The following is a 23,398-nucleotide window of genomic DNA, read 5'->3' on the forward strand; positions in this document are numbered from 1 at the left end:
CGCTCAGTCCGGGGTGGACAGGCTGATCAGGCCGAGCGGGCGTACGCCGAGTCCGAGATCAGGTCGTTCGCACGAGCCAACTCGAAATCGTTCGGCGACTCGCTCATGCAGGTCCGGAACTGGGCCAGCGTCTCGGCGCCGCGCGCGATGCACTCCGCGACCATCGCGCGGGCGGTGTCCAGGCCATCCGGGTTCGGACGCTGGCCACCCCTGGCCACACACTGACGCATCAGCTCCAAGGCGCTCACCGGCTTGATCGTCTGACCAGCCTTGTCCAGCTCGTCCTGGCGACGCTTCGCCGCAGCACCGCCCCGCTGGAAGTCCGGACGGGACATACCGTGCTCCCTGGCCGGAGGAGAGGACTCGGGAGCCGGAGCACTGACCGCGACCCGCGCAGCGGTCGTGGAGCGTTCGGCCGGGCGCTCCTGGGCGATCCCCTGGGCGATACCCGGGAGGTCTAATGGTGATCGGGGGTCTACTCGGCGTCGTACGACGGAGTTCTGGCCGTCGTGCGACGGTGAATCGACCGTCGCAACGGAAGTCGGCTCGACGGACATAGGGGGCGGTGTGCCGTAGCGCTTGGCGTTGTGCCGCTTGTGCCGGGTGCGGGTCTTGGTGCTGCTGGTCGTCTGCCGGGCCTTCTCGGCCTCGACCAGCTCGTTCCATAGCTCTTCGTCGTCGATGGCGAGCGCCCACGCGGTCAGGCCGGTCTTCTCGTCGACGCGCCGCTCGTAGTAGCTTTCAATTGTACTTACGAGGGCACATCGTGCGTGATCGACGGCGGGATGAGCGCCGACGACGTCGAGGTGCACTCGCTCCCGCTCTACCACTGCGCGCAGCTGGACTGCTTCTTCTCCGTCGACGTCTACCTCGGCGCCACGAGCGTCATCCTGCCCGGCCCGGACCCCGCGGCGCTGCTCGCGGCCGTCGAACGGGAGCGGGCGACGAAGCTGTTCGCCCCGCCGACCGTGTGGATCTCCTTGCTGCGTCACGAAAACTTCGACCGCACCGACCTGTCGAGCCTGCGAAAAGGGTACTACGGCGCGTCGGCGATGCCGGTCGAGGTCCTGCGCGAGCTGCGCCGCCGGCTGCCGGACGTCGCGTTCTGGAACTTCTACGGGCAGACGGAAATGGCGCCGCTGGCCACGATCCTGCGCCCGGACGAGCAGCTCCCCCACGCCGGCTCGGCCGGGCGGGCGTCGCTCAACGTCGAGACGCGCATCGTCGACGACGAGGACAACCTGGTGGCGGCGGGCGTCGTCGGCGAGATCGTGCACCGCAGCCCGCACGCCACCCTCGGCTACTACCGGGACGAGGAGAAGACGGCGGAGGCGTTCCGCGCGGGCTGGTTCCACTCCGGCGACCTGGGCGTGGTCGACGAGGACGGCTACCTGTCCGTCGTGGACCGCAAGAAGGACATGATCAAGACCGGCGGCGAGAACGTCGCGAGCTGCGAGGTCGAGGAAGCCCTGTACCTGCTGGACGGCGTCGCCGAGGTCGCCGTCTTCGGGATCAGCCATCCACACTGGATCGAAGCGGTCACCGCGGTGGTCGTGCCCCGCGAAGACGTCGAATTGACCGCCGCGCAGGTCATCGACCACGCCAGAGCGCAGCTGGCCGGTTACAAATGTCCCAAGTACGTCGTGTTCGCGGACCGGCTTCCCAAGAACCCAGCGGAAAGATCGTCAAGCGGGAACTTCGGGAGCGACACGCCGGACTGGCCACACGGGACTGAACGACCGAATTCACCTTACCCGGCACGGAAAACCACGGATAACGCTGTACAAGAGCGCCCGGGTCGGCGGGAACGTCAGCCCACGAGCACACCAGGGCCGACCGGCCCGGGAACGGAAAGTCCTAAAGCCGTGGCGCGGCCCGTCCGTCGGGTCTAGTAATGAGGCCGTCGTCGTTGTTCGACGGCCGAATCCGAGGAATGAGGTACAGATCGTGTCCGTTTTCATCGCCGTCCTGCTCGCGCTGGGCGCCGGGCTGCTCGTCGGCGGCCGGGTCCACCACGCCAGGGAGGCCCGCTCCAACTACTCCGCCTACCGCGCCCGGACGGCCAAGGGCTTCGGGGAGATGATCCGGAGCGTCGTCGCCGCCGGCATCGCCGTGATCGGCGCCATCGCGCTGCTCGTCATCCTGCTCAACGTGCTCCAGCAGGCGTAACCGCACGAACCCGACTCATGGCGGGTTGTTGCCACCGGACCCGCAGAGGACGCTTTCCAAGGCTCCGAGGTGCGGGGCCGCGAAAGGACGACCTCATGAGATCGAGGGTGCTTTCCGCTGCGCTCGGTGTGGCCGTGGGCCTGCTGGGCACAGTCGCCGTCGCCGCGCCGGCGCAAGCCGCCGCCGCGGTCTGCGGCGACCAGCTCGTCGGCAACGGCGGGTTCGAGAGCGGCACCACGCCGTGGACCCAGACCAGTGGTGTCATCTCCGCGGCGACCACCGCGGAACCGGCCCACGGCGGGACGATGGACGCCTGGCTGGACGGCTACGGCACCACGCACACCGACACCCTGTCCCAAGCCGTGACGCTCCCGGCCGGCTGCGCGACGGCCAGCCTGACCTGGTGGTCGCACGTCGACACCAAGGAGACGTCGACGACGACCGCCTACGACAAGCTCGTGGTGCAGGCCGGGACCGACACCCTCGCGAGCTACTCGAACCTCGACAAGAACACCGGCTACGTCCAGCGCACCGTGGACGTCTCGCGCTACCTCGGGCAGACGGTGACGCTGAAGGTCACCGGCACCGAGGACTCGAGCCTGGCCACCAACTTCCTGCTCGACGACTTCGCCCTGACCACGACCGGGACGTCCGACCCGCAGTCCCCGGTCGTCACCTCGCCCGGCAGCCAGACCACCGCCGTCGGCCAGGCGGTGTCCCTGCAGGTCCAGGCCACCGACCCGCAGAACGACGCGCTGACCTGGACCGCGACCGGCCTGCCCGCTGGGCTGGCCATCGGCGCGAGCACCGGGAAGATCACCGGCACGCCGACCACCGCCGGCACGTCGTCGGTCACCGTCACGGCCAAGGACCCCGGCGGCAACAGCGGCAGCGCCACGTTCTCGTGGACGATCGGCTCGGCCCCCGCCGACTCGACGCGCACACCGATCAACCCGGCCTACACGGTGAACCTGACGTCGAACACCGCCGGCGACACCTGGAACGGGCACCAGTCCGTCAGCTTCACCAACGGCTCGCCGACCGCGCTGCCCGAGGTCTACCTGCGGCTCTGGGACAACTACCACGGCACCTGCCCGACGACGCCGATCACGGTCACCAACGTCACCGGCGGCACGCCGGCCGCGTTGAGCGTCAACTGCACCGCGCTGAAGATCACGCTGCCCACCCCGCTGGCCCAGGGCCAGTCGGCGTCGATCGGGTTCGACCTGAAGATCGTCGTGCCCAGCGGCGCCGACCGGTTCGGCCACGACGGCGCCTTCAACATGATCGGCAACGCCCTGCCGATCCTGGCGGTCCGCGACGGCGCGGGCTGGCACCTCGACCCGTACACCAACAACGGCGAAGCGTTCTACAGCCTGATCAGCGACTTCGACGTCACCCTCGTGCACCCGAGCACGGTGCTGACCCCGGCCACCGGCACGTCGACCGAGACGACCAGCGGCAGCACGACGACCACCCACGCCGTCGCGACCAAGGTGCGTGACTTCGCGTGGGGCGCCGGGCCGTTCGCGAAGATCAGCACGACGTCCGGCAAGGGCGTGCGGGTCAACGTCTACTCGGTCAGCGGGATCTCCACGAGCAGCGCGAACCAGATGCTGAGCCTGGCCGCCGACTCCATCGACGTCCACTCGGGCCGCTTCGGCGACTACCCGTACGGCGAGGTGGACGTGGTGCTGGACAACAACTTCTGGTTCGGCGGCATGGAGTACCCGGGCTTCGTGATGGACCTCGTGTCGACCACGGCGCTCCCGCACGAGCTGGCCCACCAGTGGTTCTACGGGATCGTCGGTGACGACGAGTACAACTCGCCGTGGCTCGACGAGAGCTTCACCGACTACGCCACCGACCTCTACCGCGGCATCACCGGCAGCGGTTGCGGCATCACGTGGCAGTCGAGCGCGGAGAAGCTGACCAACTCGATGGCGTACTGGGACGCGCATTCGTCGCGGTACTCCACCGTGGTCTACAACTACGGCAAGTGCACCCTGCACGACCTGCGGCGGCTCATCGGCGACACGCCGATGGCGAACCTGCTGAAGTCCTACGCGCAGTCGCACTGGTACGGGGTGTCGACGACGGCCGAGTTCAAGGCCGCGGCGCAGGCGGCGGCCGGGTCGACCGACCTGACGTCGTTCTGGGCCTCGCATCGGGTGGAAGGCTAAATCGGTTGGTTCCCCGCTCGTGCGTCCGGCAGGCTGGGCGCATGGGCGGGGACCGGCTTTTCTGTGACGTCGCGCTGGCGGCGCGGATCGAACGTGCCGAGGCGCGGCTGATCTCGTCGTGCAACGAAGCCGGGCGAGCACGGCGCGGCGCCGGGTTCGCGCGGTCGCTCGCCGGTGGGGTCGCGAGCCTCGCCGAAGCGGACTCGCCGTTCACCAAGATCGCCGCGCTCGGATTCGGCGGCCTGCCTGCCACCGCCGAGCTGGACGAGGTCGAGCAGGCCTTCGCGGAGCTGGGTGCGCCGGTCCAGGTCGAGCTGTGCCAGCTGGCCGATTCCGCGGTCGGCGTGTTCCTCACCGAACGCGGCTACCGGCTGGAGTCGTTCGAGAACGTCCTCGGGCGGCGGCTCGGCGACACGAACGTCCCCGCGGACGTCCGGCTGTGCCGCGACGACGAGCTGGAGCGGTGGCTGGCCGTGGTCGCCGAGGCCAGCGCCGTCGCCGACACCGAGGGGCTGCCCTCGCACGAGGACTTCCCGCGGGAGACGCTGGTCCGCGCGTTGCGGGACATGGCCGGGGTCCGGCGGTACGTCGCGGTGCGCGACGGCGGGTTCGCCGGCGGCGCCAGTTTCCGCGTCACGGACGGGATCGCGCAGTTCACCGGCGCGGCCACGCTGCCCGCGCACCGGCGCCGTGGCGTCCAGACGGCGTTGCTGCGGGCCCGGCTCGCCGCGGCCACCGAGGCCGGGTGCGACGTCGCCGTCGTCACCACGCAGCCGGGGTCGAAGTCGCACCAGAACGCGCAACGGCAGGGGTTCGACCTGCTCTACACCCGGGCGATCCTGGTGAAGGGCACCTCGGCGACCAGCTCTTCGGGCGCCGACAGCCGCCAGGCCTCGTAGATCAGCTCGGCCAGCTCGTCGGCCTCGATGCCGTCCAGGTACACGACGACCCAGCCGAAGCCGCCCATCGTGAACTGGACCTCGAAGACGTCCGGACGCTCGGCGACGAGGGCCAGCTGCTCGGAGATCGTCTGCTTGAGGCCGACGGTCCGCGTGCGCGGCCAGTAGTAGCCGAACCGCTTGCCGCGCACGCTGAACGACGAGTAGTCGCGCGCCTCGGACCGTTCCACGTCCGCCAGCGCGCCGAGCACCCGTTCGAAGTCCTGCACCGGCCCACCGTAGCGCGCCGGTACCGTGCGGGTCATGAGCGACCTGACCGAGGCCGTACTGGACGACGGCCGCGCCGTCGTGGTCAAACGCGGCGCCGGGCCGGGCGCGACGGCGGCCGAGGTGGCGGGCCTGCGCTGGCTGGCCGCGGCGGGCGCGGTGCCGGTGCCGGAAGTGCACAGCCACGACGACGACCAGCTCGTCATCGACCGCGTCCCCGCCGGACGCCCGGACGCGGGAGCCGCCGAACGGTTCGGCCGCGGCCTGGCCCGCCTGCACGCGGCCGGTGCGCCCGCGTTCGGCGCCGCTCCCCCGGGCGGGCCGGTCGACGCCTGGATCGGCCTGGCGTCGATGGCGAACGTCCCGGGTGAGGACTGGCCGTCGTGGTACGCGGCGCAGCGCGTCCTGCCTTACGTGCGGCAAGCCGTCGACGCGGGACTGCTCGAAGCCGCGCCCTTCGAGCGCGCGTGCTCCCGGCTCGCCGCGCCCGACGAGCCACCGGCGCGGCTGCACGGCGACCTGTGGAACGGCAACGTCCTGTGGGACGGGCGCGACGCGTGGCTGATCGACCCGGCCGCGCACGGCGGCCACCGCGAGACGGACCTGGCGATGCTGCACCTGTTCGGCTGCCCGCACCTGGACCGGATCGTCGCCGCGTACGACGAGACCGCCCCACTGGCCGACGGCTGGCCCGACCGGATCGGCATGCACCAGCTGTTCCCGCTGCTGGTGCACACCGTCCTGTTCGGACAGTCCTACGCCGGGCAGGCCCTCGCCGCGGCCCGGTCACTGGGCTAGCACTTGGCGAGCATGGTCTCCAGGGCGGTCTTCTCCGGCACGGTGATCGTGAGGCCGTAGTTGCGCTTCACGACGATCCAGTCGGTGGCGTAGGTGCACCAGTACGACACGAGCGGCGGCTTCCAGGCGTCCGGCGCCTTGTCGCTCTTCTGCTCGTTGAGGTTGTCGGTCACCGCGTGCAGCTGCGGGCGGACCAGGTCGTTCGCGAACTGCTCGCGGCGTTCCTTCGTCCACTTCTTGGCGCCGCTGATCCAGGCCTGCCCGAGCGGCACCATGTGGTCGATGTCCACATCGGACGCCTTCGTCCAGGTCTGGCCGTCGTAGGCGCTGACCCAGGTGCCGGACTTGGCGGCGCACTGGGCGTCCACCGACACGTTCTTGCCGTCCCGCTTGAGGACCTGTTCGCGGGTGTCGCAGGCGCCGTCGACCTTGTCCCAGTGCGGGAACTCGTCGCGGGAGTAGCCGTCCATGGTGCCGCGGACGGCGACCTGCAGCGCGTTCAGCTCGGTGCGGGCCTCGGCGGGCGCGACCGGCGCCGCGGCGGCCGTCCCGCCGGGTTGGCTGCCCTGTCCCCCGGCGGCCAGGTCTTCCGGCTTGCACCCGGTCAGCGCGCTGCCCGCCACGGCGGCCAGCAGGACCAAGGAGAGCGCTTTGGTGCGCGACATCGTGAGCCCCTTTCACGTCTACCGGGTGATGCCCAGGAGACGCGCCGGGGAAACGGTGCAATCGGCCTAGTTGACGCGAATCGAGCGCGTCAGCCGCCGTGAAAGACCTGCGCGACGAACACCGCGGCGACGAGACCGATCGTCACGAGCAGGCTCAGCACCACGACGAGCCCCCACGGCACCTGCCGGATCGGCCGCGGCCGGGGGAACACGGCCGAGACCGGGCCTCGCGGCCGGAGCGGCGCGGGCTCTTCGACCGCCGGCTCGGGCGGCACCACCACCTCGGCGGCCACCTCCCGCAGCTCCGGGACCGGCTGCAGGACCCGGGCCGTGGTGGGCAGCCGCAGCGGGAACCGTTCGGCCAGCAGCGCGGACCGCGGCGGCGCGAGGTGGGCCAGGGACAGGGCGTAGCAGGCTTCGAGGACGTCGTCGGCGGTCCAGACGGTCCGCCACCGGTTGTGCTGCGCGATGATCCGCCGCAGCCCGCGCGGATCGGCGAGCACCGTGGCGACGCCCGCTTCGGGTTCGTGCATCGGCAGCAACGGCCACGCGTGCCGGATCCCCCGGAGACCCGCCGGTGGTGGCGGGGCGGGCAGCGTCCGCTCACCGGGGAACGTGCCATGACCGGGCGCCACCAGCTCGGGCCGCCGCGGTGGCGCCTCGGCAGCGGCTTCGGTTGCGGCCCAAGGGGAATCCAGCTGCCGCGCCGGCGGCACCACCACGACGAGCCCGGTCACGTACTCGCCCCCACCGAGCGCGCCCAGCGCGGCTTTCACCGCCGCCACCGCCACGCCCACCTGCGGCCCCGGCTCGGCGCCCGTCACCAGGCCCGGCTCGTGCGCCGCGAGCACCACCACGCCGCTGCGCGTGAACACCAGCGCGTCGATGAACCGGGGTCCGGCGTGGCTCGGCACGCTGATCCCCGCCAACGCCAGGCCCCGCAGCTGGTCCGGGCCCCAGGACCGCAGCAACCCCACGAGATGCTCCGCGGCGACGGGCAGGCCCTGGTCGCCGGTGCGCTGCTGCGCGACGAGCACGCCGGTCACACCTCCATGACGAGAACGGCGAACGGTCCCTCGACGGTAGGAGGCGGACCGCTTTCCTCCCAGGCGCCGAACGAGTGATCGATTGCGACGAACCGGGCACCGTCCGTAGCGGGGCATGCTGGACGGACACCCCGATGCCGACCAGGGAGATCGCCGATGGGTTCACCGCCACCCGCCTACCGGCCCACCGCCGGCGGCGCGCTCGACCTCGACCGGCCCTTCTACCAGCGGCTCGCCGGCGAAACCGGGCGCGAACCGGTCGAGCGCCTCGAGGTCCCGATCCGCTCGGGACGCGCGTGGCGGGTGCCGCGCGGGCACCTGTGCCGGCTGCGGACCATCGACGGCCCGCAGGTCGGCGACCTCAACCTGTGGAACGCCGACGACCCGCGCGAGCGCTTCTGGGCCGCGCGCACCCGGCAGCTGCAGCGCGCGCACGTCAGCACGTTCGACCGGCTGTGGTCGACGCTGCCGTTCCTGCGCCCGCTGGCCACCATCACGTCCGACACGCTGGCGGGCTACGGCGTCGACGGTGATGGCGGCCGGGTGCACGACCTGCTCGGCACCCGGTGCGACCCGTACGTCAACCGGATGCTCACCGGCGAGGACTTCGACTTCCACTGCCACTCGAACCTGGTCCGGGCGGTGGCGCCGTTCGGGCTCACCGAGTTCGACGTGCACGACGTGCTGAACGTCTTCCAGTGCACCGGGCTCACCGAGGACGACCGCTACTTCATGAAGGCCTGCCCGGCCCGCCCGGGTGACCACTTCGAGTTCTTCGCCGAAGTCGACCTGCTGTGCGCGCTCTCGACGTGCCCGGGCGGCGACCTGTCGATCCCGTTGTGGGGCCCGGACGCCCGCGACCCGATCGACGTCTGCCGGCCCATCGGCGTCGAGGTCTTCGCACCGCCTTCGCACCTGCTCGAGGGCTGGTCGTCGCCACCCCGGGCGGCCTACCGCGGCCTGCACGGCGTCCGGCAGCCGGAGTGGGGTGAACCGGGTTAGGTTGCCTGGGTGGAACTGCTGCCCTTCGACGAGTACGTCCGGTCCCTCGATCGCAAGCGGACGGCCGCTGGTGTGCTCCTGCGCGACACCGCGGACCGGGTGCTGTTCGTCCGGCCGTCGTACCAGCCGTTCTGGGAGATCCCGGGCGGCGTCGGCGAGGCGGGTGAGGCGCCTTGGCACACAGCGGTGCGCGAACTCCGCGAAGAACTCGGGCTCGACCGGCCACCGGGGCGCCTGCTCGTGCTCGACCACCAGCCGGCGGGCCGGCTGCCCGAAGGCCTCACCTTCGTCTTCGACGGCGGCTACGTGACCGAAGACGACGTCGCCCGCATGAGGTTCACCGACGACGAGATCGTCGCGGCAAGCCTCCTCCCGCTCGCCGACGCGACACCCGGGCTCCAGCCGGTCCTCGCCCGCCGGGTGGCGGCGGCGCTGGCCGCCGTCCGGTCGGGCCATTTGCTCCTGTGCGAAGACGGCCGTCCGGTTTCATGATCGCCGAACTCCTTGAACGGGAAGGGTTTGCTCGGGTTCACCCCGCGCGCGGTCCGTGTGATGATGAGGTCCGGGTACCCCGATCGGCTCGACGAGGAGTGCGAAAGTGGACCTGCGGACCGAGATCGCGCAGTCGTGGCGGCGGGCCGAGCTGTCCGGGCTCTCCCCCGGGTCGGCCGTCGACCGGCTCGACGTCACCGACGTCGACAGCCGCAGCCGGCTGCTGCGCGCGGCGTCACCGGTGCTCGACGAGCTGGCCCGGCAGCTGGCCGGCACCCGGTTCTGCGTCGTGCTGGCCGACCACGAGTGCCGGATCGTCACGCGGCGGTTCACCGAGCGGTCGGTGGAGCTGGCTCTGGAGGACATCAGCGCGGTGCCCGGCTGCCAGTTCCTGGAGGAGCGGACCGGGACGAACGCCCTCGCGACGCCGTTCGAGACCCGCCGCGGCGTCGCGGTCGACGGCGGCGAGCACTTCCTCGAGGCGATGAAGCAGTTCACCTGCTACGGCCACCCGGTGACGCACCCGGCGACCCGGCGCCTGGCCGGCGTCCTCGACATCACCGGCCCGGCCGGCGACGCGAACCCGCTGCTCGGGCCGTTCCTGCGGCGCGCGGTGTCCGACATCGAACGGCGGCTGCTCGACGGCGCGAAGCTCGCCGAGCAGCAGCTGCTGGCGGCGTTCCAGTCGGTGCAGCACCGGGCGGGCGCGGTGCTGGCGCTCGGCCAGAACGTGGTGCTGGCCAACACCGCGGCGACCGAGCTGGTCGACACCGCCGACCACCGGCTGCTGCAGGAGCTGGGCCGCACCCGGCGCGGGGTCCGGCGGATCCTGCTCACCTCGGGCACGCCGGTCGAGGTCCGGGTCGAGGCGGTCTCGGCGAACGCCGGGCTGCTGTTCGAGCTGGCCCCGGTCCGCCCGGCGAGCCCGGTGGTGTCCCGCCCGCACGGCACGCGCGAGCTGTTCCCGACGGCGGTGGAGGACCGCCTCCGCAACGCCGGTCGCGCCCGACGGCGGGTCCTGATCTGCGGTGAGCCCGGCGCCGGCCGCAGCACGGCGGCCCGGGTCGTCGCCGGAGACGCACCGGTGGTCGAGTTCGACGCCTCGGACGTCGTCTCCGGAGCGGCGGCCTGGTGCGCCGGCGTGGAGGCCGCGTCCGGTACGGCCGGGCTGCTGGTGATCGACGGCATCCAGCTGCTGCCCCCCTTGGCCGCGGTGCGCCTGTCCCGGCTCCTGGACACGACGTCCGCGTGGTTCGCCCTGGTCAGCGGCCCGCCATCGGAGCTGCACGGCGAGCAGGCGACCCTCGCGGCGCGCGTGCACCGGCGCATCGAGCTGCCGCCGTTGCGGGAGCGCCGCGACGAGATCCCGTCGATCGCCCGCGCGTTGCTGCGGGATTCCGGCGCGTCGTTGCGGCTGACGCCGGGCGCGCTGGAGCTGCTGGGTTCGCAGCAGTGGCCGGGCAACCTCCGCGAGCTGGCCGGGGTCCTGTCGGCGGCCGCCGACCGCCGCTCGGCGGGTGACCTGACCGCGGAGGACGTCGCCCCGGGCTGCGCGTCGACCGCCCCGGGTGCGGCGCTGAGCGGCTGGGAGCAGGCGGAGTACGACGTGATCGTCCGGACGCTGCGAGCGTGCGGCGGCAACAAGGTGCACGCGGCCAAGCAACTGGGCATCAGCCGCTCCACGCTCTACAACCGGATGCGCGCGCTGCGGGTCCGCTGACCCAACTGGTCACCGTGTGTTGGCCACTCCCGTCACCGTGTTGGCCGTTTCCGTCACTGTGTTGGCCACTCCCGTCACCGTGTTGGCCACTCCCGTCACCGTGTTGGCCACTCCCGTCACCGTGTTGGCCACTCCCGTCACCGTGTTGGCCACTCCCGTCTGCGGATCGGCGGCCGCCCGGCCGACACGGTGACGCGAATGACGACCCCATGACCGGAACGGCCAACTTGACGACCGGAACGGCCAACACGGTGACCGGAGTGGCCAACACGACGTGACCGCTGAACCCCGCTGAACAGGCACTGTCCGGGAATCGGACACTTCACGGCCCTCCCCGCTGCACACAATCGGCCGCGTAGGGGTGCACCGCCGCACGTTGAGGAGATGGCCGTGAAGACCAAGGCAGCCGTACTGTTCGATGCCGGGAAGCCGTTCGAGCTCATGGAGCTCGACCTCGACGGGCCCGGGCCGGGCGAGGTGCTGATCAAGTACACCGCCGCCGGGTTGTGCCACTCGGATCTGCACCTGATCGACAACGACCTCGTGCCGCGGTTCCCGATCATCGGCGGGCACGAGGGCGCCGGGATCATCGAGGACGTCGGTCCCGGCGTCACGAAAGTTCAGCCCGGCGACCACGTCGTGTGCAGCTTCATCCCGAACTGCGGCACCTGCCGCTACTGCTCCACCGGCCGCCAGAACCTGTGCGACATGGGCGCCACCATCCTCGACGGCCACATGCCGGACGGTACCTTCCGCTTCCACGCCGGCGGCCAGGACTTCGGCGCGATGTGCATGCTCGGCACGTTCTCCGAGCGCGCCACCATCTCGCAGCACTCGGTCGTCAAGGTCGACGACTGGCTGCCGCTGGAGACCGCCGTGCTCGTCGGCTGCGGGGTGCCCACCGGGTGGGCCACCGCCAACTACGCCGGCGGCGTCCGGGCCGGCGACACGACCGTCGTCTACGGGATCGGCGGCATCGGCATCAACGCCGTGCAGGGTGCCGCGCACGCCGGCGCGAAGTACGTCGTCGCCGTGGACCCGGTGGAGTTCAAGCGGGAGGCCGCGCTCAAGTTCGGCGCCACCCACGCGTTCGCCACCGCGGCCGAGGCCGCGGAGAAGGTCAACGAGCTCACCTGGGGCCAGCTCGCCGACCAGGCGCTGATCACCGTGGGCACCGTCGAGGAGGACGTCGTCAGCCAGGCCTTCGACGTCGTTGGCAAGGGCGGCACCGTAGTCATCACCGGGCTCGCCAACCCGGAGAAGCTCACGGTGCACGTCTCCGGCGGCGTGATGACGCTGTTCGAGAAGACGATCAAGGGCACGCTCTTCGGCTCGGCGAACCCGCAGTACGACATCGTGCGCCTGCTGCGGCTCTACGACGCCGGGAAGCTCAAGCTCGACGAGCTGGTGACCCGCAAGTACACCCTCGACCAGGTCAACGAGGGCTACCAGGACCTGCGCGACGGCAAGAACATCCGCGGCGTCATCGTCCACGCCCAGTGACCACCCGACCGGAGGAGGACAGCATGGCCGAGGAAATCCCGGAAACCGAGGAGCCTGTCGAAGAGCTGCTCGTCGAAGAAGTCTCGATCGACGGTATGTGCGGTGTCTACTAAAACGTCCACAAAGGACTCGCAGTTGAACTTGGACGCCGCGTACCGGCTCAACCCGCAGGTGGCGCTGCGCCCCGAACCGTTCGGGGCGCTCGCCTACCACTTCGGGAACCGCAAGCTGTCGTTCCTCAAGTCCCCGGACCTCGTCGCGTTCGTCCGCGAGCTGGCGACCCACGCGAGCCTGCGCGACGCGCTCGACGCGGCCGAGCTCGGGGAAACCCGCCGGGCGAGCTTTCTCACCGCCCTCGAATCCCTCGTCGCCACCGACATGATCGTGGAGGACCCGTGAGCGTCCCGGCCCTGGTCGACCAGTTCAAGTACGGCCTCACGGCACCGATCTGCCTGACCTGGGAATGGACCTACGCCTGCAACCTGGCGTGCGAGCACTGCCTCTCGTCCTCGGGCCGGCGCGACCCGCGCGAGCTGTCGACCGCCGAGATCAAGGCGGTGATCGACGAGCTGGAGCGGATGCAGGTCTTCTACGTCAACGTCGGCGGCGGCGAGCCGACCGTCCGAAGCGACTTCTGGGAGCTGCTGGACTACGCGATCGCCCACCACGTCGGGATCAAGTTCTCCACCAACGGCGTCAAGATCACCCCGGCGCGGGCGGAACAGCTGGCGAGCACGGACTACGTCGACGTCCAGATCTCGCTCGACGGCGCCACCCGCGAGGTCAACGACGCCGTGCGCGGCCCGGGCTCCCACGACATGGCGATGCGGGCGCTGCGCAACCTGGCCGACGCCGGGATGAAGGACTTCAAGATCTCCGTCGTCATGACCCGGCACAACGTCTCGCAGCTCGACGAGCTCAAGCGCATGGCGGACGACTTCGGCGCGCAGCTGCGGATCACCCGGCTGCGCCCGTCCGGCCGCGGCGCCGACGTCTGGGACGACCTGCACCCGGCCGCCGAGCAGCAGCTCGAGCTGTACGACTGGCTAGTGGCCCACGGCGAGGGCGTGCTGACCGGCGACTCGTTCTTCCACCTCAACGCGCTCGGCTCCACCCCCCTGCCCGGGCTGAACCTGTGCGGCGCGGGCCGGGTCGTCTGCCTGATCGACCCCGTCGGCGACGTCTACGCCTGCCCGTTCGCCATCCACGACGCGTTCAAGGCCGGGAACGTCCGCGGCGCCGGGTTCGGCCCGGTGTGGCGGGACTCGGCGCTGTTCGCCGACCTGCGCCGGCCGCAGACGGGCGGCGCGTGCTCCTCGTGCGCGGCCTACGACAGCTGCCAGGGCGGCTGCATGGCGGCGAAGTTCTTCACCGGCCTGCCCCTGGACGGCCCGGACCCCGAATGCGTCAAGGGCCACGGCGAACACGCACTGTCCACACGCGACACTGCCGGGCTGCCGAAGGCGGGCCAGGACCACTCCCGCACCGGGAAGCGCAAGAGCGTGCTGCTCGGCCTGCCGGCGGTGCGCGTCCCGGACCGGGCGTGCGACACCAGCCCGCTGGCCGGGCGCCACTGACCGTCCACACTGGACGGCTGCCGGAAATGTGAGAATGGCCTTACGACCACGCAAAGTGACCGGCGGTGTGACAGGGTGGAGGCATGGCCGCCCTGAGATCCTTCCTGACGTCCTGGACCTCCGTCACCCCGGTGCTGGGAGTGCTCGTGCTGGTCGTGGCCTGGGGCCGCGACCTCGGGCCGGTCTTCGTGGCCGTCGTCGCGCTCGCGCTCGGCGCTACCGTGCTCTCGGCGGTGCACCACGCGGAGGTCGTCGCCCACCGGGTGGGTGAACCGTTCGGGTCGCTGGTGCTGGCGGTCGCGGTGACCGTCATCGAGGTCGCGCTGATCGTCACGATGATGGTCTCCGGCGGCCCGGAAGCGACGTCGCTGGCGCGCGACACCGTGTTCGCCGCGGTAATGATCACGACCAACGGCATCGTCGGCATCTCGCTGCTCGTCGGCGCGCGCCGCTACGGCTCGACGCTGTTCAACCCCGAAGGCAGCGGCGCGGCGATGGCCACGGTCGCGACGCTGGCCACGCTGAGCCTGGTGCTGCCGTCGTTCACCTCCAGCACGCCCGGCCCGGCGTTCTCAAGCGCCCAGCTGACCTTCGCCGCGCTCGCGTCGCTGGTGCTCTACGGGATGTTCGTGCTGAACCAGACCGTCCGGCACCGCGACTTCTTCCTCCCGGTGGCCGCCGACGGCGAGGTCAAGGAGGACGACCACGCCGACCCGCCGACGAGCAAGGCCGCGCTCGGCAGTCTCGCGTTGCTGCTGGTGGCGCTGGTCGCGGTAGTCGGCCTGGCCAAGGTGGAGTCCCCGGCCATCGAGGCGGGCGTGCGCGCGGCCGGGTTCCCGCAGTCGTTCGTCGGTGTCGTGATCGCGTTGCTGGTGCTGCTCCCGGAGACCCTCGCGGCGACCCGCGCGGCCCGGCGCGACCGGATGCAGATCAGCCTCAACCTGGCCTACGGCTCGGCGATCGCGAGCATCGGCCTGACGATCCCGGCGATCGCCCTCGCGTCGATCTGGCTGCCGGGCCAGCTGCTACTCGGCCTGGGCTCGACGCAGATCGTGCTGCTCGCGCTGACCGTGGTGGTCAGCGTCCTGACGGTCGTCCCCGGCCGCGCGACCCGCCTGCAGGGCGGCGTCCACCTGGTCCTGCTGGCCGGCTTCCTGGTGCTGGCCGTGAACCCCTGACCCAGCGTGTCGTCCCTCCCATCACGCGTGATGGCTCCTCAATCACGCGTGATGCCCCGCGGGTCACGCGTAGTGCCCCGTTCGTCCCGGCGGCGAAGGCATCACTCGTGATCCAGCGGGCATCTCGCGTGATCAGAGGGGCATCACGCGTGATTGTGGAGTCGACACAGCGGGTGTCCGCAGCGAAGCGGTGCGAACCTTGGACACCGGGCCGCTGGTCGTCAGCCTCGAACCGGCGACGATCGACGGTGTCCTCGACTGCCTCCGCCGCGTCGGGGACGTCCTCGGCGTCCCGGAGCGGGCCGAAGCCGAGGTCGCCGAGCTGCGGAAACGCCTCGACATCGTCGCGGCGATCGAGTGGGACGCCGTCGTCGCCGCCCGGCCCGACGTGCTGCTCCTGCTCCCCTGCGGCTTCACCCCGGAGCGCACCCGCGCGGAACTCCCCGCGCTGGCGAAGCGGCCGGGCTGGGCGGATCTGCCCGCCGTCCGGAACGGCCGGGTCCACGTCCTCGACGGGCCCGCCTACTTCAACCGTCCCGGGCCGCGGGTCGTCGATGGCGCCGAAATCCTCGCGGACGTCCTCCAAGGCTTCAGGCGGTGACCTCGATGCCGACCACGCAGGTGTCGTCGTCGGTGTCGGCCGTGCTGTAGGTCAGGAGCGTGTCGAGCTGGTGCTCCAGCCCGCCTTCGTGGCCTTCGACCAGCGTGACCAGCCGCGCCACCGACTCCTGCACGGGCGCGTCGCGGCGCTCGATCAGGCCGTCGGTGTAGATCAGCAGGATGTCGCCGTCGGCCAGCTGGACGGTTTCCTCCTGGTAGACGACGTCCCGGAGCGCGCCGAGCAGCGAGCCGCGGATCAGCGGCAACGTCGTCGCCGTGCCGTCGCGGTGCCGCACGATCGGCGGCAGGTGCCCGGCCCGCGCCCAGCGCAGCTTCCGGGTCGCCGGGTCGAACACGGCCGCGACCGCGGTCGCCGTGACGTGGTCGGTGAGGTGGTAGGCCACCAGGTTGAGCCAGGTCAGCAGCTGCGCCGGCCCGGCGCCGGTGGCCGCGAGGCCGCGCAGGGCGTTGCGCAGGCTGACCATGCCGGTGGCGGCGTCGATGCCGTGCCCGGCAACGTCGCCGACGCACAGCAGGATCTCGCCGGTCGGCAGCGCGACGGCGTCGTACCAGTCGCCGCCGACCAGGTGTTCCTTCTCCGCGGGCCGGTAGCGGACGGCGGCGCGCAGGCCCGGCATGTCGAGCGGGCCCTTCGCGGGCGGCATGATCGCGTGCTGCAGCTGCAGCGTGAGCCGGTTGCGCTCGATCGCCTCCTGCTCGGTCTCGGCCAGCCTGTCGCGGGTCGCGGCCAGCGCGACCTCGGTCCAGTGCTGCGACGAGACGTCCTGGTAGGCCCCGCGCACGGCGACCAGCTCGCCGCGGCCGTCGACGACCGGCTCGGCGACCACCCGGATGTGCCGGGCGACGCCATCGGAGCGCTGCAGCCGGAACGCCGTCGACCCCGGGCGCTTGTGGTGCAGGACCGTGCGCAGGAACCGGCCGATCGCCTGGGCGTCGTCGGAGTGCGCGTACCCGGTCAGCTGGTGCAGCGACAGCGGCGAAGCGGTGGGCGGCAGGCCGTAGAGCGCGAACAGCTCGGTGTTCCAGGTGATCGCCCCGGTGACGACGTTCTCCTCGAAGCCGCCGATGCGGCCGAGGCGCTGGGCGTGCTGCAGCAGCACCGCGAGTTTCGCGGCGTCGTCCTGGATGCGCAGGATGAGCAGCACGTTGCCGGCGAAGCGGGTGATGCTGACGTCGGTGAGCACGGTGAGCGGCACCTTGTCGACCAGCGTCGTGACGGCCATGTTGTCGGCGCGGAACGGCTCACCGGTGGCGTAGACACGTTGGATCTTGTCCAGCAGCCCGCTTTCCTCGGCCGCGAGCGGGTACGCCTCCAGCAGCCTCGACCCGACGAGCAGGCTGCGCGGCCGGCCGCCCGGGTCGGCGAACCGGACGTTCGCGTGGTGGATGCGGAAGTCGCTGAGCCGGTCGCCGCCGTCGAGGCACGGCGAGAGCAGCACGGCCGGGTCGTGCAGGCCGTCGACGAAGTCCACCAGCTCGCCCAGGAGGTCCCCGGCGCCGCCGGCGGCCGGCGGCGCGACGACGCCGTCCCAGGTGTCGAGGGTGTGCGCGCACAGCTCGGCCAGGGCCTCCAGCTGACGGCGTTCGCGCCCAGGCTCGGCGGGCAGCGGTTCCGGCCAGCACATCTCGACGACGCCGATGATCCGCCCGCCGGTGCCGGTGGGCACCGCCACCCGGCCGCCGCCGGCGAGGGTGTGCTGCCCGATCGACGGCAGCCCGGACGAGGCGAGCGTGGTGAACCATTCGGTGTCACGCTCGATCAGCGCGCTGCGCGCCGGCGTCGCGACGCCGGGCGGGACGTACCGCCAGCGCGCGGCTTCCTCGGCCGAGAACCCGGCCGAGCCGGCCAGCGTCAGCGAGCCGTCGGGCCCGGCGAGCCAGACCGCGACGGCGGTCGCCCCGAGCGGCCGCAGCGCGTGTTCCAGGATCGACTCCGCGACCCGCTGGGTGTCCCCCGCCGCCAGCGCGCCGCTTTCCGCCGTGCGCAAGCGAACCGCGACGGAGTCCGCTTCCGTGCGGGCGAGGAAGTCCTGCGCCACGTCGGCGATGCGGTCTTCGGCGGCCTCGCCGACGACGTCCGCCGCGAACTCCAGCGGCGTCAGCCCGGACCGCTGCGCGAGCGACTCCAGCTGCTTCGCGGCGTCCGCGGGCGAGCAGTGCAGGCGTTCCATCAGGACGCCCTTGGCCAGCTCGATCAGCGCGCGGCCGTCGGCGACGGCGTGCGCGTGGTCGACCTCGGCCCGCAGGCGGGCGACGGTGTCGGCGAGCCGGGCGAGGTTCGCCGACACCTCGGCGGGCGGCGCCAGCACGGGCAGGCCCGGTTCTTCGGAAGGCAAGCGGGCTCCCCGATCAGGCCGTCAGGTGCCGTTTGATGCGGGCGACCAGGTCGTCCGCGTCGACGGGCTTGGTCACGTAGTCGGTGGCGCCCGACGCGAGGCTCTTCTCGCGGTCGCCCGGCATCGCCTTCGCCGTCACCGCCACGATCGGGATCGTGGCGTGCTCCGGCATCGCGCGGATCTTCGCGGTCGCGGTGTAGCCGTCCATCTCCGGCATCATCACGTCCATCAGGATCAGGTCGATCCCCGGGTGCGCCGCGACCGTCTCGACGCCCTTGCGGCCGTCCTCGGCGTGCAGCACCTGCATCCCGTGCAGCTCCAGGATCCCGGTGAGCGCGTAGACGTTGCGCGGGTCGTCGTCGACGATCAGCACCGTCCGCCCGGCCAGCGTGGTGTCCACCTCGCGCGCCGTCACCGGCGCGGCCGGCTCGTCCGCGCGGACCAGCGGCAGCACCGCGCCGGGCTTCTCCGCCGACAGGTGCAGCGCGATCCGCTCCCGCAGCTCGTCGAGGCCGGACAGGACCTCCAGCGCGTGGACGTCCGCCCGGGACTGCAGCAGCTGCTCCAGCTCGGTGTCGAGGCGGCGGCTGTTGTGCGCCAGCACCGGGACGAGCCGCAGCGCGGCGTCGCCCTGCATCGCGTCGAGGAAGCCGAACGCGGCCCGCTCGGGCAGGTCCAGGTCCAGCACCACGCAGTGGTAGGCGTCGGTGGCCAGTGCGGCCGCGGCCTCCTGGGTGCCGACCGCGGTGACGACCTCGACCTCGGCGGGCGAGATGCCGATGTCGCGGCTGTCGGCCAGGTCCGCGGCGGCGCTCTCGGCCACGAGCGTCAGCAGGCCGTGCTGGCGCTCCTCGACCACCAGCAGCCGCCGGTGGGTGCGGGCCGCGGGCACCACGAGCCCGGCGCCGGTGTCCCCGGCCGTCACGGCGGCCCGGGTCTCCTCGCCCGGCGGGCGCGTCTCGAAGTCCGGCCGCGCGACCGGCAGCGAGAAGGTGAACGTGCTGCCCTCGCCGGGCGTGCTCTCCGCGGTGATGAACCCGCCGAGCAGCTGGGCGATCTCGCGGCTGATCGACAGGCCGAGCCCGGTGCCGCCGTACTTGCGGCTGGTGGTGCCGTCGGCCTGCTGGAACGCGCCGAAGATCGACTCCAGCTGGTGCTCGGCGATGCCGATGCCGGAGTCGGCGACGCGGAAGGCGACGGCGGGCCCGTGCGCGCGCAGCGGCCGCGGCAGCCGGTCGGGCTCCACCCGCTCGATGTGCAGCTCGATCACGCCGACCTCGGTGAACTTGACGGCGTTGGACAGCAGGTTGCGCAGCACCTGCCGCAGCCGGGAGTCGTCGGTGAGCAGCTCGGTCGGCGAGCCGGGCGCGACGGTGATCCGGAAGTCCAGGTTGCGCTGCGACGTCATCGGCCGGAACGTCGCCTCGACGTAGTCCAGCAGCTGCCGCAGTGCCACCCGCTCCGGGGTGACGTCCATCTTCCCGGCCTCGACCTTGGACAGGTCGAGGATGTCGTTGATCAGCTGCAGCAGGTCCGACCCGGCGGAGTGGATGATGCCGGCGTACTCGACCTGCTTCGCGGTGAGGTTGCGGGTCGGGTTCTGCGCGAGCAGCTGGGCGAGGATGAGCAGGCTGTTGAGCGGGGTCCGCAGCTCGTGGCTCATGTTGGCCAGGAACTCCGACTTGTACTTCGACGCCAGCGTCAGCTGCTGGGCGCGCGCTTCCAGCTCCTGGCGGGCCTGCTCGATCTCCAGGTTCTTCGTCTCGATGTCGCGGTTCTGCGTGACCAGCAGCGCGGCCTTCTCCTCCAGCTCGGCGTTGGACGACTGGAGCTCCTCCTGGCGCGCCTGCAGCTCCTCGGACCGGGCCTGCAGCTCCGCGGTCAGCCGCTGCGACTCGCCGAGCAGCTCGTCGGTGCGGGCGTTGGCGACGATGCTGTTGACGTTGACGCCGATCTGCTCCATGAGCAGTTCGAGGAACGCCCGGTGCACCGCGGTGAAGCCGTGCATCGAGGCCAGCTCCAGCACGCCGAGCACCTGGTCCTCGACCACGATCGGCAGCACGATCAGGCTGGCCGGCGCGGTCCGGCCGAGACCCGATGAGATGGTGGCGTAACCGGGCGGGACGTCGTCGACCGCGATCGGGCGGCGGCTGCGCGCGGCCTGCCCGACCAGCGACTGGCCGACCCGGAACCGCACCACCGGGCCCGCGTTGTCGTCCGGGTGGCCGTACGCGCCGACGAGCCGCAGCTCCGGGATCTCGGCCGTGTCGTCGGCCAGGTAGAACGCGCCGTACTGGGCGTTGACCAGCGGGACGAGCTCGTCCATCACCGCGGCCGCGACGACGGCGAGGTCGCGGCGGCCCTGCATCAGCCCGGTGATCGTGGCCAGGTTGGACTTGAGCCAGTCCTGCTCCTGGTTCGCCCGCGTCGTCTCGCGCAGCGACTCGACCATCGAGTTGATGTTGTCCTTCAGCTCGGCGACCTCGCCCGAGGCGTCGACGGTGATCGAGCGGGTCAGGTCGCCCTCGGCGACCGCGCTGGTCACCTCGGCGATCGCGCGGACCTGGCGGGTGAGGTTCCCGGCCAGCTCGTTGACGTTCTCGGTCAGCCGCTTCCAGGTACCGGAGACGCCTTCGACCTCGGCCTGCCCGCCGAGCCGGCCCTCGCTGCCGACCTCGCGCGCGACGCGGGTGACCTCCGCGGCGAACGCGGAGAGCTGGTCGACCATCGTGTTGATCGTGGTCTTGAGCTCCAGGATCTCGCCGCGGGCGTCGACGTCGATCTTGCGGGTCAGGTCGCCCTGCGCGACGGCGGTGGTCACCTGGGCGATGTTGCGGACCTGCCCGGTGAGGTTGTTCGCCATCGAGTTGACGTTGTCGGTGAGGTCCTTCCAGGTGCCCGCCACGTTCGGCACGCGCGCCTGCCCGCCGAGCATCCCCTCGGTGCCGACCTCACGGGCGACGCGGGTGACCTCGTCGGCGAACGCCGACAGCGTGTCGACCATCGTGTTGATGACGTCGGCCAGCGCCGCGACCTCGCCCTTGGCCTCGACGGTGATCTTGCGGGACAGGTCGCCGCGGGCGACCGCCGTCGCGACCTGGGCGATCGACCGGACCTGGCCGGTCAGGTTGGACGCCATCACGTTGACGTTGTCGGTGAGGTTCTTCCAGGTCCCCGAGACGCCGCGGACCGTGGCCTGGCCGCCGAGGTTGCCCTCGGTGCCGACCTCGCGGGCGACCCGCGTGACCTCGTCCGCGAACGCGGAGAGCTGGTCCACCATCGTGTTGATGGTGTCCTTCAGCTCGAGGATCTCGCCGCGGGCGTCGACCCGGATCTTCTGCGACAGGTCACCGCGGGCGACGGCGGTGGTGACCTGGGCGATCGAGCGGACCTGCGCGGTCAGGTTGTCGCCCATGACGTTGACCGACTCGGTGAGGTCCTTCCAGGTGCCGGAGACGCCCTTGACGTCCGCCTGGCCGCCCAGCCGGCCCTCGGTGCCCACCTCGCGGGCCACTCTCGTGACCTCGTCCGCGAACGCGGACAGCTGATCGACCATCGTGTTGATGGTGTCCTTCAGCTCCAGGACCTCGCCCCGGGCGTCGACCCGGATCTTCTGCGACAGGTCGCCCTTGGCCACCGCGGTCGCGACCTGGGCGATGTTGCGGACCTGATCGGTCAGGTTGCCGGCCATGAAGTTGACCGAGTCGGTGAGGTCGCGCCAGGTGCCGGAGACGCCCTTGACGTCCGCCTGGCCGCCGAGGCGGCCTTCCGTGCCGACCTCGCGCGCGACGCGCGTGACCTCGTCCGCGAACGACGACAGCTGGTCCACCATCGTGTTGATCGTGCTCTTGAGCTCGAGGATCTCGCCCCGGGCGTCGACCGTGATCTTCTGCGACAGGTCGCCCTTGGCCACCGCGGTCGTCACCTGGGCGACGTTGCGGACCTGGTCGGTCAGGTTGCCGGCCATGAAGTTGACCGAGTCGGTGAGGTCACGCCAGACGCCGCCGACGCCGGGGACCTGCGCCTGCCCGCCGAGCCGGCCTTCGCTGCCGACCTCGCGGGCCACGCGGGTGACCTCGTCGGCGAACGACGACAGCTGGTCCACCATCGTGTTGACGGTGTCCTTCAGCTCCAGGATCTCGCCGCGGGCGTCGACGTCGATCTTCTGCGACAGGTCGCCCTTCGCGACGGCGGTCGCCACCTGGGCGATGTCGCGGACCTGGGTGGTGAGGTTGCCGGCCATGGCGTTGACCGAGTCGGTGAGGTCCTTCCAGGTGCCGGACACGCCGGGGACCTTCGCCTGCCCGCCGAGCTGGCCCTCGCTGCCGACCTCGCGCGCGACGCGGGTGACCTCGGAGGTGAACAGGGACAGCTGGTCGGCCATGCCGTTGAAGACGGTGGCGATCTCGCCGAGCAGGCCGTCGGTCTCGCCCGGCAGCCGGATGCCGAAGTCGCCGTCGCGCACCGCGGTCAGGCCGGCCAGCAGCCGGCGCAGCTCCTGCTCGCCCGCCTCGCCCACGCCCGAGGCGTCCGCCCCCGCACCCGGGCGCACGCCTTCGACCATTGCCCCACCCATCCGCCACCCGTTTCTCCGGTTGCCGGCGCCCCGCGCGCCGTACCCGGCGCACGCCGGATGGTCCAGCATAGTGCAGGGGCACTAAGCTGAGCGGCAACGGTTGAGCAACCAGCCGCGCCCGGACCCGGATGCGCAGTCGAGGCGGTGCTCGCGAGCCTTTCCCTTCCCCCACAGGCCTTCCGGCCCCGTTGACCCGTTCGGCTGAACGCCGCGGCGACGTCCCCCCGGACGCGTCGCGGGCTTCGTCGCGCACAGGTACGCGAGTCTATTGTGGACACCCTGCACGTCCACTGTGGAGGGTCGGCGGCGCCGCCCGGCCGGCTGCGGGTGCTCGGGGGCGAACCACAGTTGTAGAGGTGCTTTGTA

The 23,398-nt window shown here is 71.6% G+C and carries 20 protein-coding genes; 14 read left to right on the forward strand and 6 right to left on the reverse strand.

The window, feature by feature from the left end; translation table 11 throughout:
* Positions 1 to 26: 26 nt before the first annotated feature.
* A complete protein-coding gene (locus ACLJQZ_RS16815) occupies positions 27 to 812 on the reverse strand; it encodes a hypothetical protein (RefSeq protein ID WP_410620916.1) in 786 nt (261 codons plus the stop codon).
* Here ACLJQZ_RS16815 and ACLJQZ_RS16820 point away from each other — a divergent pair.
* The 4 genes from ACLJQZ_RS16820 to ACLJQZ_RS16835 all read left to right on the forward strand — a co-directional run bounded on the left by ACLJQZ_RS16820 (position 786) and on the right by ACLJQZ_RS16835 (position 5,251).
* Entirely contained in the window at positions 786 to 1,892 is a 1,107-nt protein-coding gene (locus ACLJQZ_RS16820) for an AMP-binding protein (RefSeq protein ID WP_410620917.1), read from the forward strand. The genes ACLJQZ_RS16815 and ACLJQZ_RS16820 overlap by 27 nt on opposite strands.
* A 55-nt stretch (positions 1,893 to 1,947) precedes the next feature.
* Positions 1,948 to 2,169 carry a hypothetical protein gene (locus tag ACLJQZ_RS16825; protein ID WP_410620918.1) on the forward strand — a complete coding sequence of 74 codons (222 nt, stop codon included), beginning with the start codon at positions 1,948 to 1,950 and terminating at the stop codon, positions 2,167 to 2,169.
* A gap of 107 nt (positions 2,170 to 2,276) precedes the next feature.
* A complete protein-coding gene (locus tag ACLJQZ_RS16830; protein WP_410621190.1) occupies positions 2,277 to 4,352 on the forward strand; it encodes a putative Ig domain-containing protein in 2,076 nt (691 codons plus the stop codon).
* Positions 4,353 to 4,393: 41 nt separating this feature from the next.
* On the forward strand, positions 4,394 to 5,251 hold the full coding sequence (locus ACLJQZ_RS16835) for a GNAT family N-acetyltransferase (RefSeq protein ID WP_410620919.1): 858 nt from the start codon (positions 4,394 to 4,396) through the stop codon (positions 5,249 to 5,251).
* On the opposite strand, the gene ACLJQZ_RS16840 is transcribed toward ACLJQZ_RS16835, so the two are convergent.
* Positions 5,176 to 5,556 carry an MmcQ/YjbR family DNA-binding protein gene (locus ACLJQZ_RS16840; RefSeq protein WP_410620920.1) on the reverse strand — a complete coding sequence of 127 codons (381 nt, stop codon included), beginning with the start codon at positions 5,554 to 5,556 and terminating at the stop codon, positions 5,176 to 5,178. The genes ACLJQZ_RS16835 and ACLJQZ_RS16840 overlap by 76 nt on opposite strands.
* Between ACLJQZ_RS16840 and ACLJQZ_RS16845 the strand changes: the two genes are divergently transcribed.
* Positions 5,555 to 6,316, forward strand: a complete 762-nt coding sequence (locus ACLJQZ_RS16845) for a fructosamine kinase family protein (RefSeq protein ID WP_410620921.1) — start codon at positions 5,555 to 5,557, stop codon at positions 6,314 to 6,316. The genes ACLJQZ_RS16840 and ACLJQZ_RS16845 overlap by 2 nt on opposite strands.
* Here ACLJQZ_RS16845 and ACLJQZ_RS16850 read toward each other — a convergent pair.
* Positions 6,313 to 6,981: an HNH endonuclease family protein gene (locus ACLJQZ_RS16850; RefSeq protein ID WP_247051571.1), complete on the reverse strand. Its 669-nt coding sequence runs from the start codon at positions 6,979 to 6,981 to the stop codon at positions 6,313 to 6,315. The two genes, ACLJQZ_RS16845 and ACLJQZ_RS16850, sit on opposite strands and share 4 nt — an antisense overlap.
* Before the next feature lie 89 nt (positions 6,982 to 7,070).
* The gene (locus ACLJQZ_RS16855; RefSeq protein ID WP_410620922.1) at positions 7,071 to 8,027 is read right to left on the reverse strand and encodes a hypothetical protein; all 957 of its coding nucleotides are present in this window, start codon (positions 8,025 to 8,027) and stop codon (positions 7,071 to 7,073) included.
* 156 nt (positions 8,028 to 8,183) lie between these two features.
* Between ACLJQZ_RS16855 and ACLJQZ_RS16860 the strand changes: the two genes are divergently transcribed.
* The 9 genes from ACLJQZ_RS16860 (at position 8,184) to ACLJQZ_RS16900 (ending at position 16,100) form a co-directional block, all read left to right on the forward strand.
* Positions 8,184 to 9,029, forward strand: a complete 846-nt coding sequence (locus ACLJQZ_RS16860) for an urea carboxylase-associated family protein (RefSeq protein WP_410620923.1) — start codon at positions 8,184 to 8,186, stop codon at positions 9,027 to 9,029.
* A 9-nt stretch (positions 9,030 to 9,038) separates the two neighbouring features.
* Positions 9,039 to 9,521: an NUDIX domain-containing protein gene (locus ACLJQZ_RS16865; RefSeq protein WP_410620924.1), complete on the forward strand. Its 483-nt coding sequence runs from the start codon at positions 9,039 to 9,041 to the stop codon at positions 9,519 to 9,521.
* A 106-nt stretch (positions 9,522 to 9,627) separates the two neighbouring features.
* On the forward strand, positions 9,628 to 11,241 hold the full coding sequence (locus tag ACLJQZ_RS16870) for a sigma-54-dependent Fis family transcriptional regulator (protein WP_410620925.1): 1,614 nt from the start codon (positions 9,628 to 9,630) through the stop codon (positions 11,239 to 11,241).
* A gap of 390 nt (positions 11,242 to 11,631) precedes the next feature.
* Positions 11,632 to 12,744 (forward strand): NDMA-dependent alcohol dehydrogenase, encoded by a 1,113-nt coding sequence (locus ACLJQZ_RS16875; RefSeq protein WP_247051566.1) that lies wholly within the window; start codon positions 11,632 to 11,634, stop codon positions 12,742 to 12,744.
* On the forward strand, positions 12,741 to 12,857 hold the full coding sequence (gene mftA / locus ACLJQZ_RS16880; RefSeq protein WP_410620926.1) for a mycofactocin precursor MftA: 117 nt from the start codon (positions 12,741 to 12,743) through the stop codon (positions 12,855 to 12,857). The genes ACLJQZ_RS16875 and mftA overlap by 4 nt, the downstream gene beginning before the upstream one ends.
* A gap of 22 nt (positions 12,858 to 12,879) precedes the next feature.
* Entirely contained in the window at positions 12,880 to 13,143 is a 264-nt protein-coding gene (gene mftB, locus ACLJQZ_RS16885) for a mycofactocin biosynthesis chaperone MftB (RefSeq protein ID WP_410620927.1), read from the forward strand.
* Positions 13,140 to 14,321, forward strand: coding sequence for a mycofactocin radical SAM maturase (gene mftC / locus ACLJQZ_RS16890; protein WP_410620928.1), 1,182 nt, complete (start codon positions 13,140 to 13,142; stop codon positions 14,319 to 14,321). Before mftB ends, mftC begins: the two co-directional genes overlap by 4 nt.
* A gap of 83 nt (positions 14,322 to 14,404) precedes the next feature.
* On the forward strand, positions 14,405 to 15,499 hold the full coding sequence (locus ACLJQZ_RS16895; RefSeq protein WP_410620929.1) for a calcium:proton antiporter: 1,095 nt from the start codon (positions 14,405 to 14,407) through the stop codon (positions 15,497 to 15,499).
* 190 nt (positions 15,500 to 15,689) lie between these two features.
* Entirely contained in the window at positions 15,690 to 16,100 is a 411-nt protein-coding gene (locus tag ACLJQZ_RS16900) for an ABC transporter substrate-binding protein (RefSeq protein WP_410620930.1), read from the forward strand.
* Here ACLJQZ_RS16900 and ACLJQZ_RS16905 read toward each other — a convergent pair.
* Positions 16,090 to 18,456, reverse strand: coding sequence for a SpoIIE family protein phosphatase (locus ACLJQZ_RS16905; RefSeq protein WP_410620931.1), 2,367 nt, complete (start codon positions 18,454 to 18,456; stop codon positions 16,090 to 16,092). The two genes, ACLJQZ_RS16900 and ACLJQZ_RS16905, sit on opposite strands and share 11 nt — an antisense overlap.
* 13 nt (positions 18,457 to 18,469) lie before the next feature.
* Entirely contained in the window at positions 18,470 to 23,020 is a 4,551-nt protein-coding gene (locus ACLJQZ_RS16910) for a HAMP domain-containing protein (RefSeq protein WP_410620932.1), read from the reverse strand.
* Positions 23,021 to 23,398 lie beyond the last annotated feature (378 nt).

The sequence above is a fragment of the Amycolatopsis sp. cmx-8-4 genome (genome assembly GCF_046548675.1).
In the GTDB taxonomy this organism is placed as follows: Bacteria; Actinomycetota; Actinomycetes; order Mycobacteriales; family Pseudonocardiaceae; genus Amycolatopsis.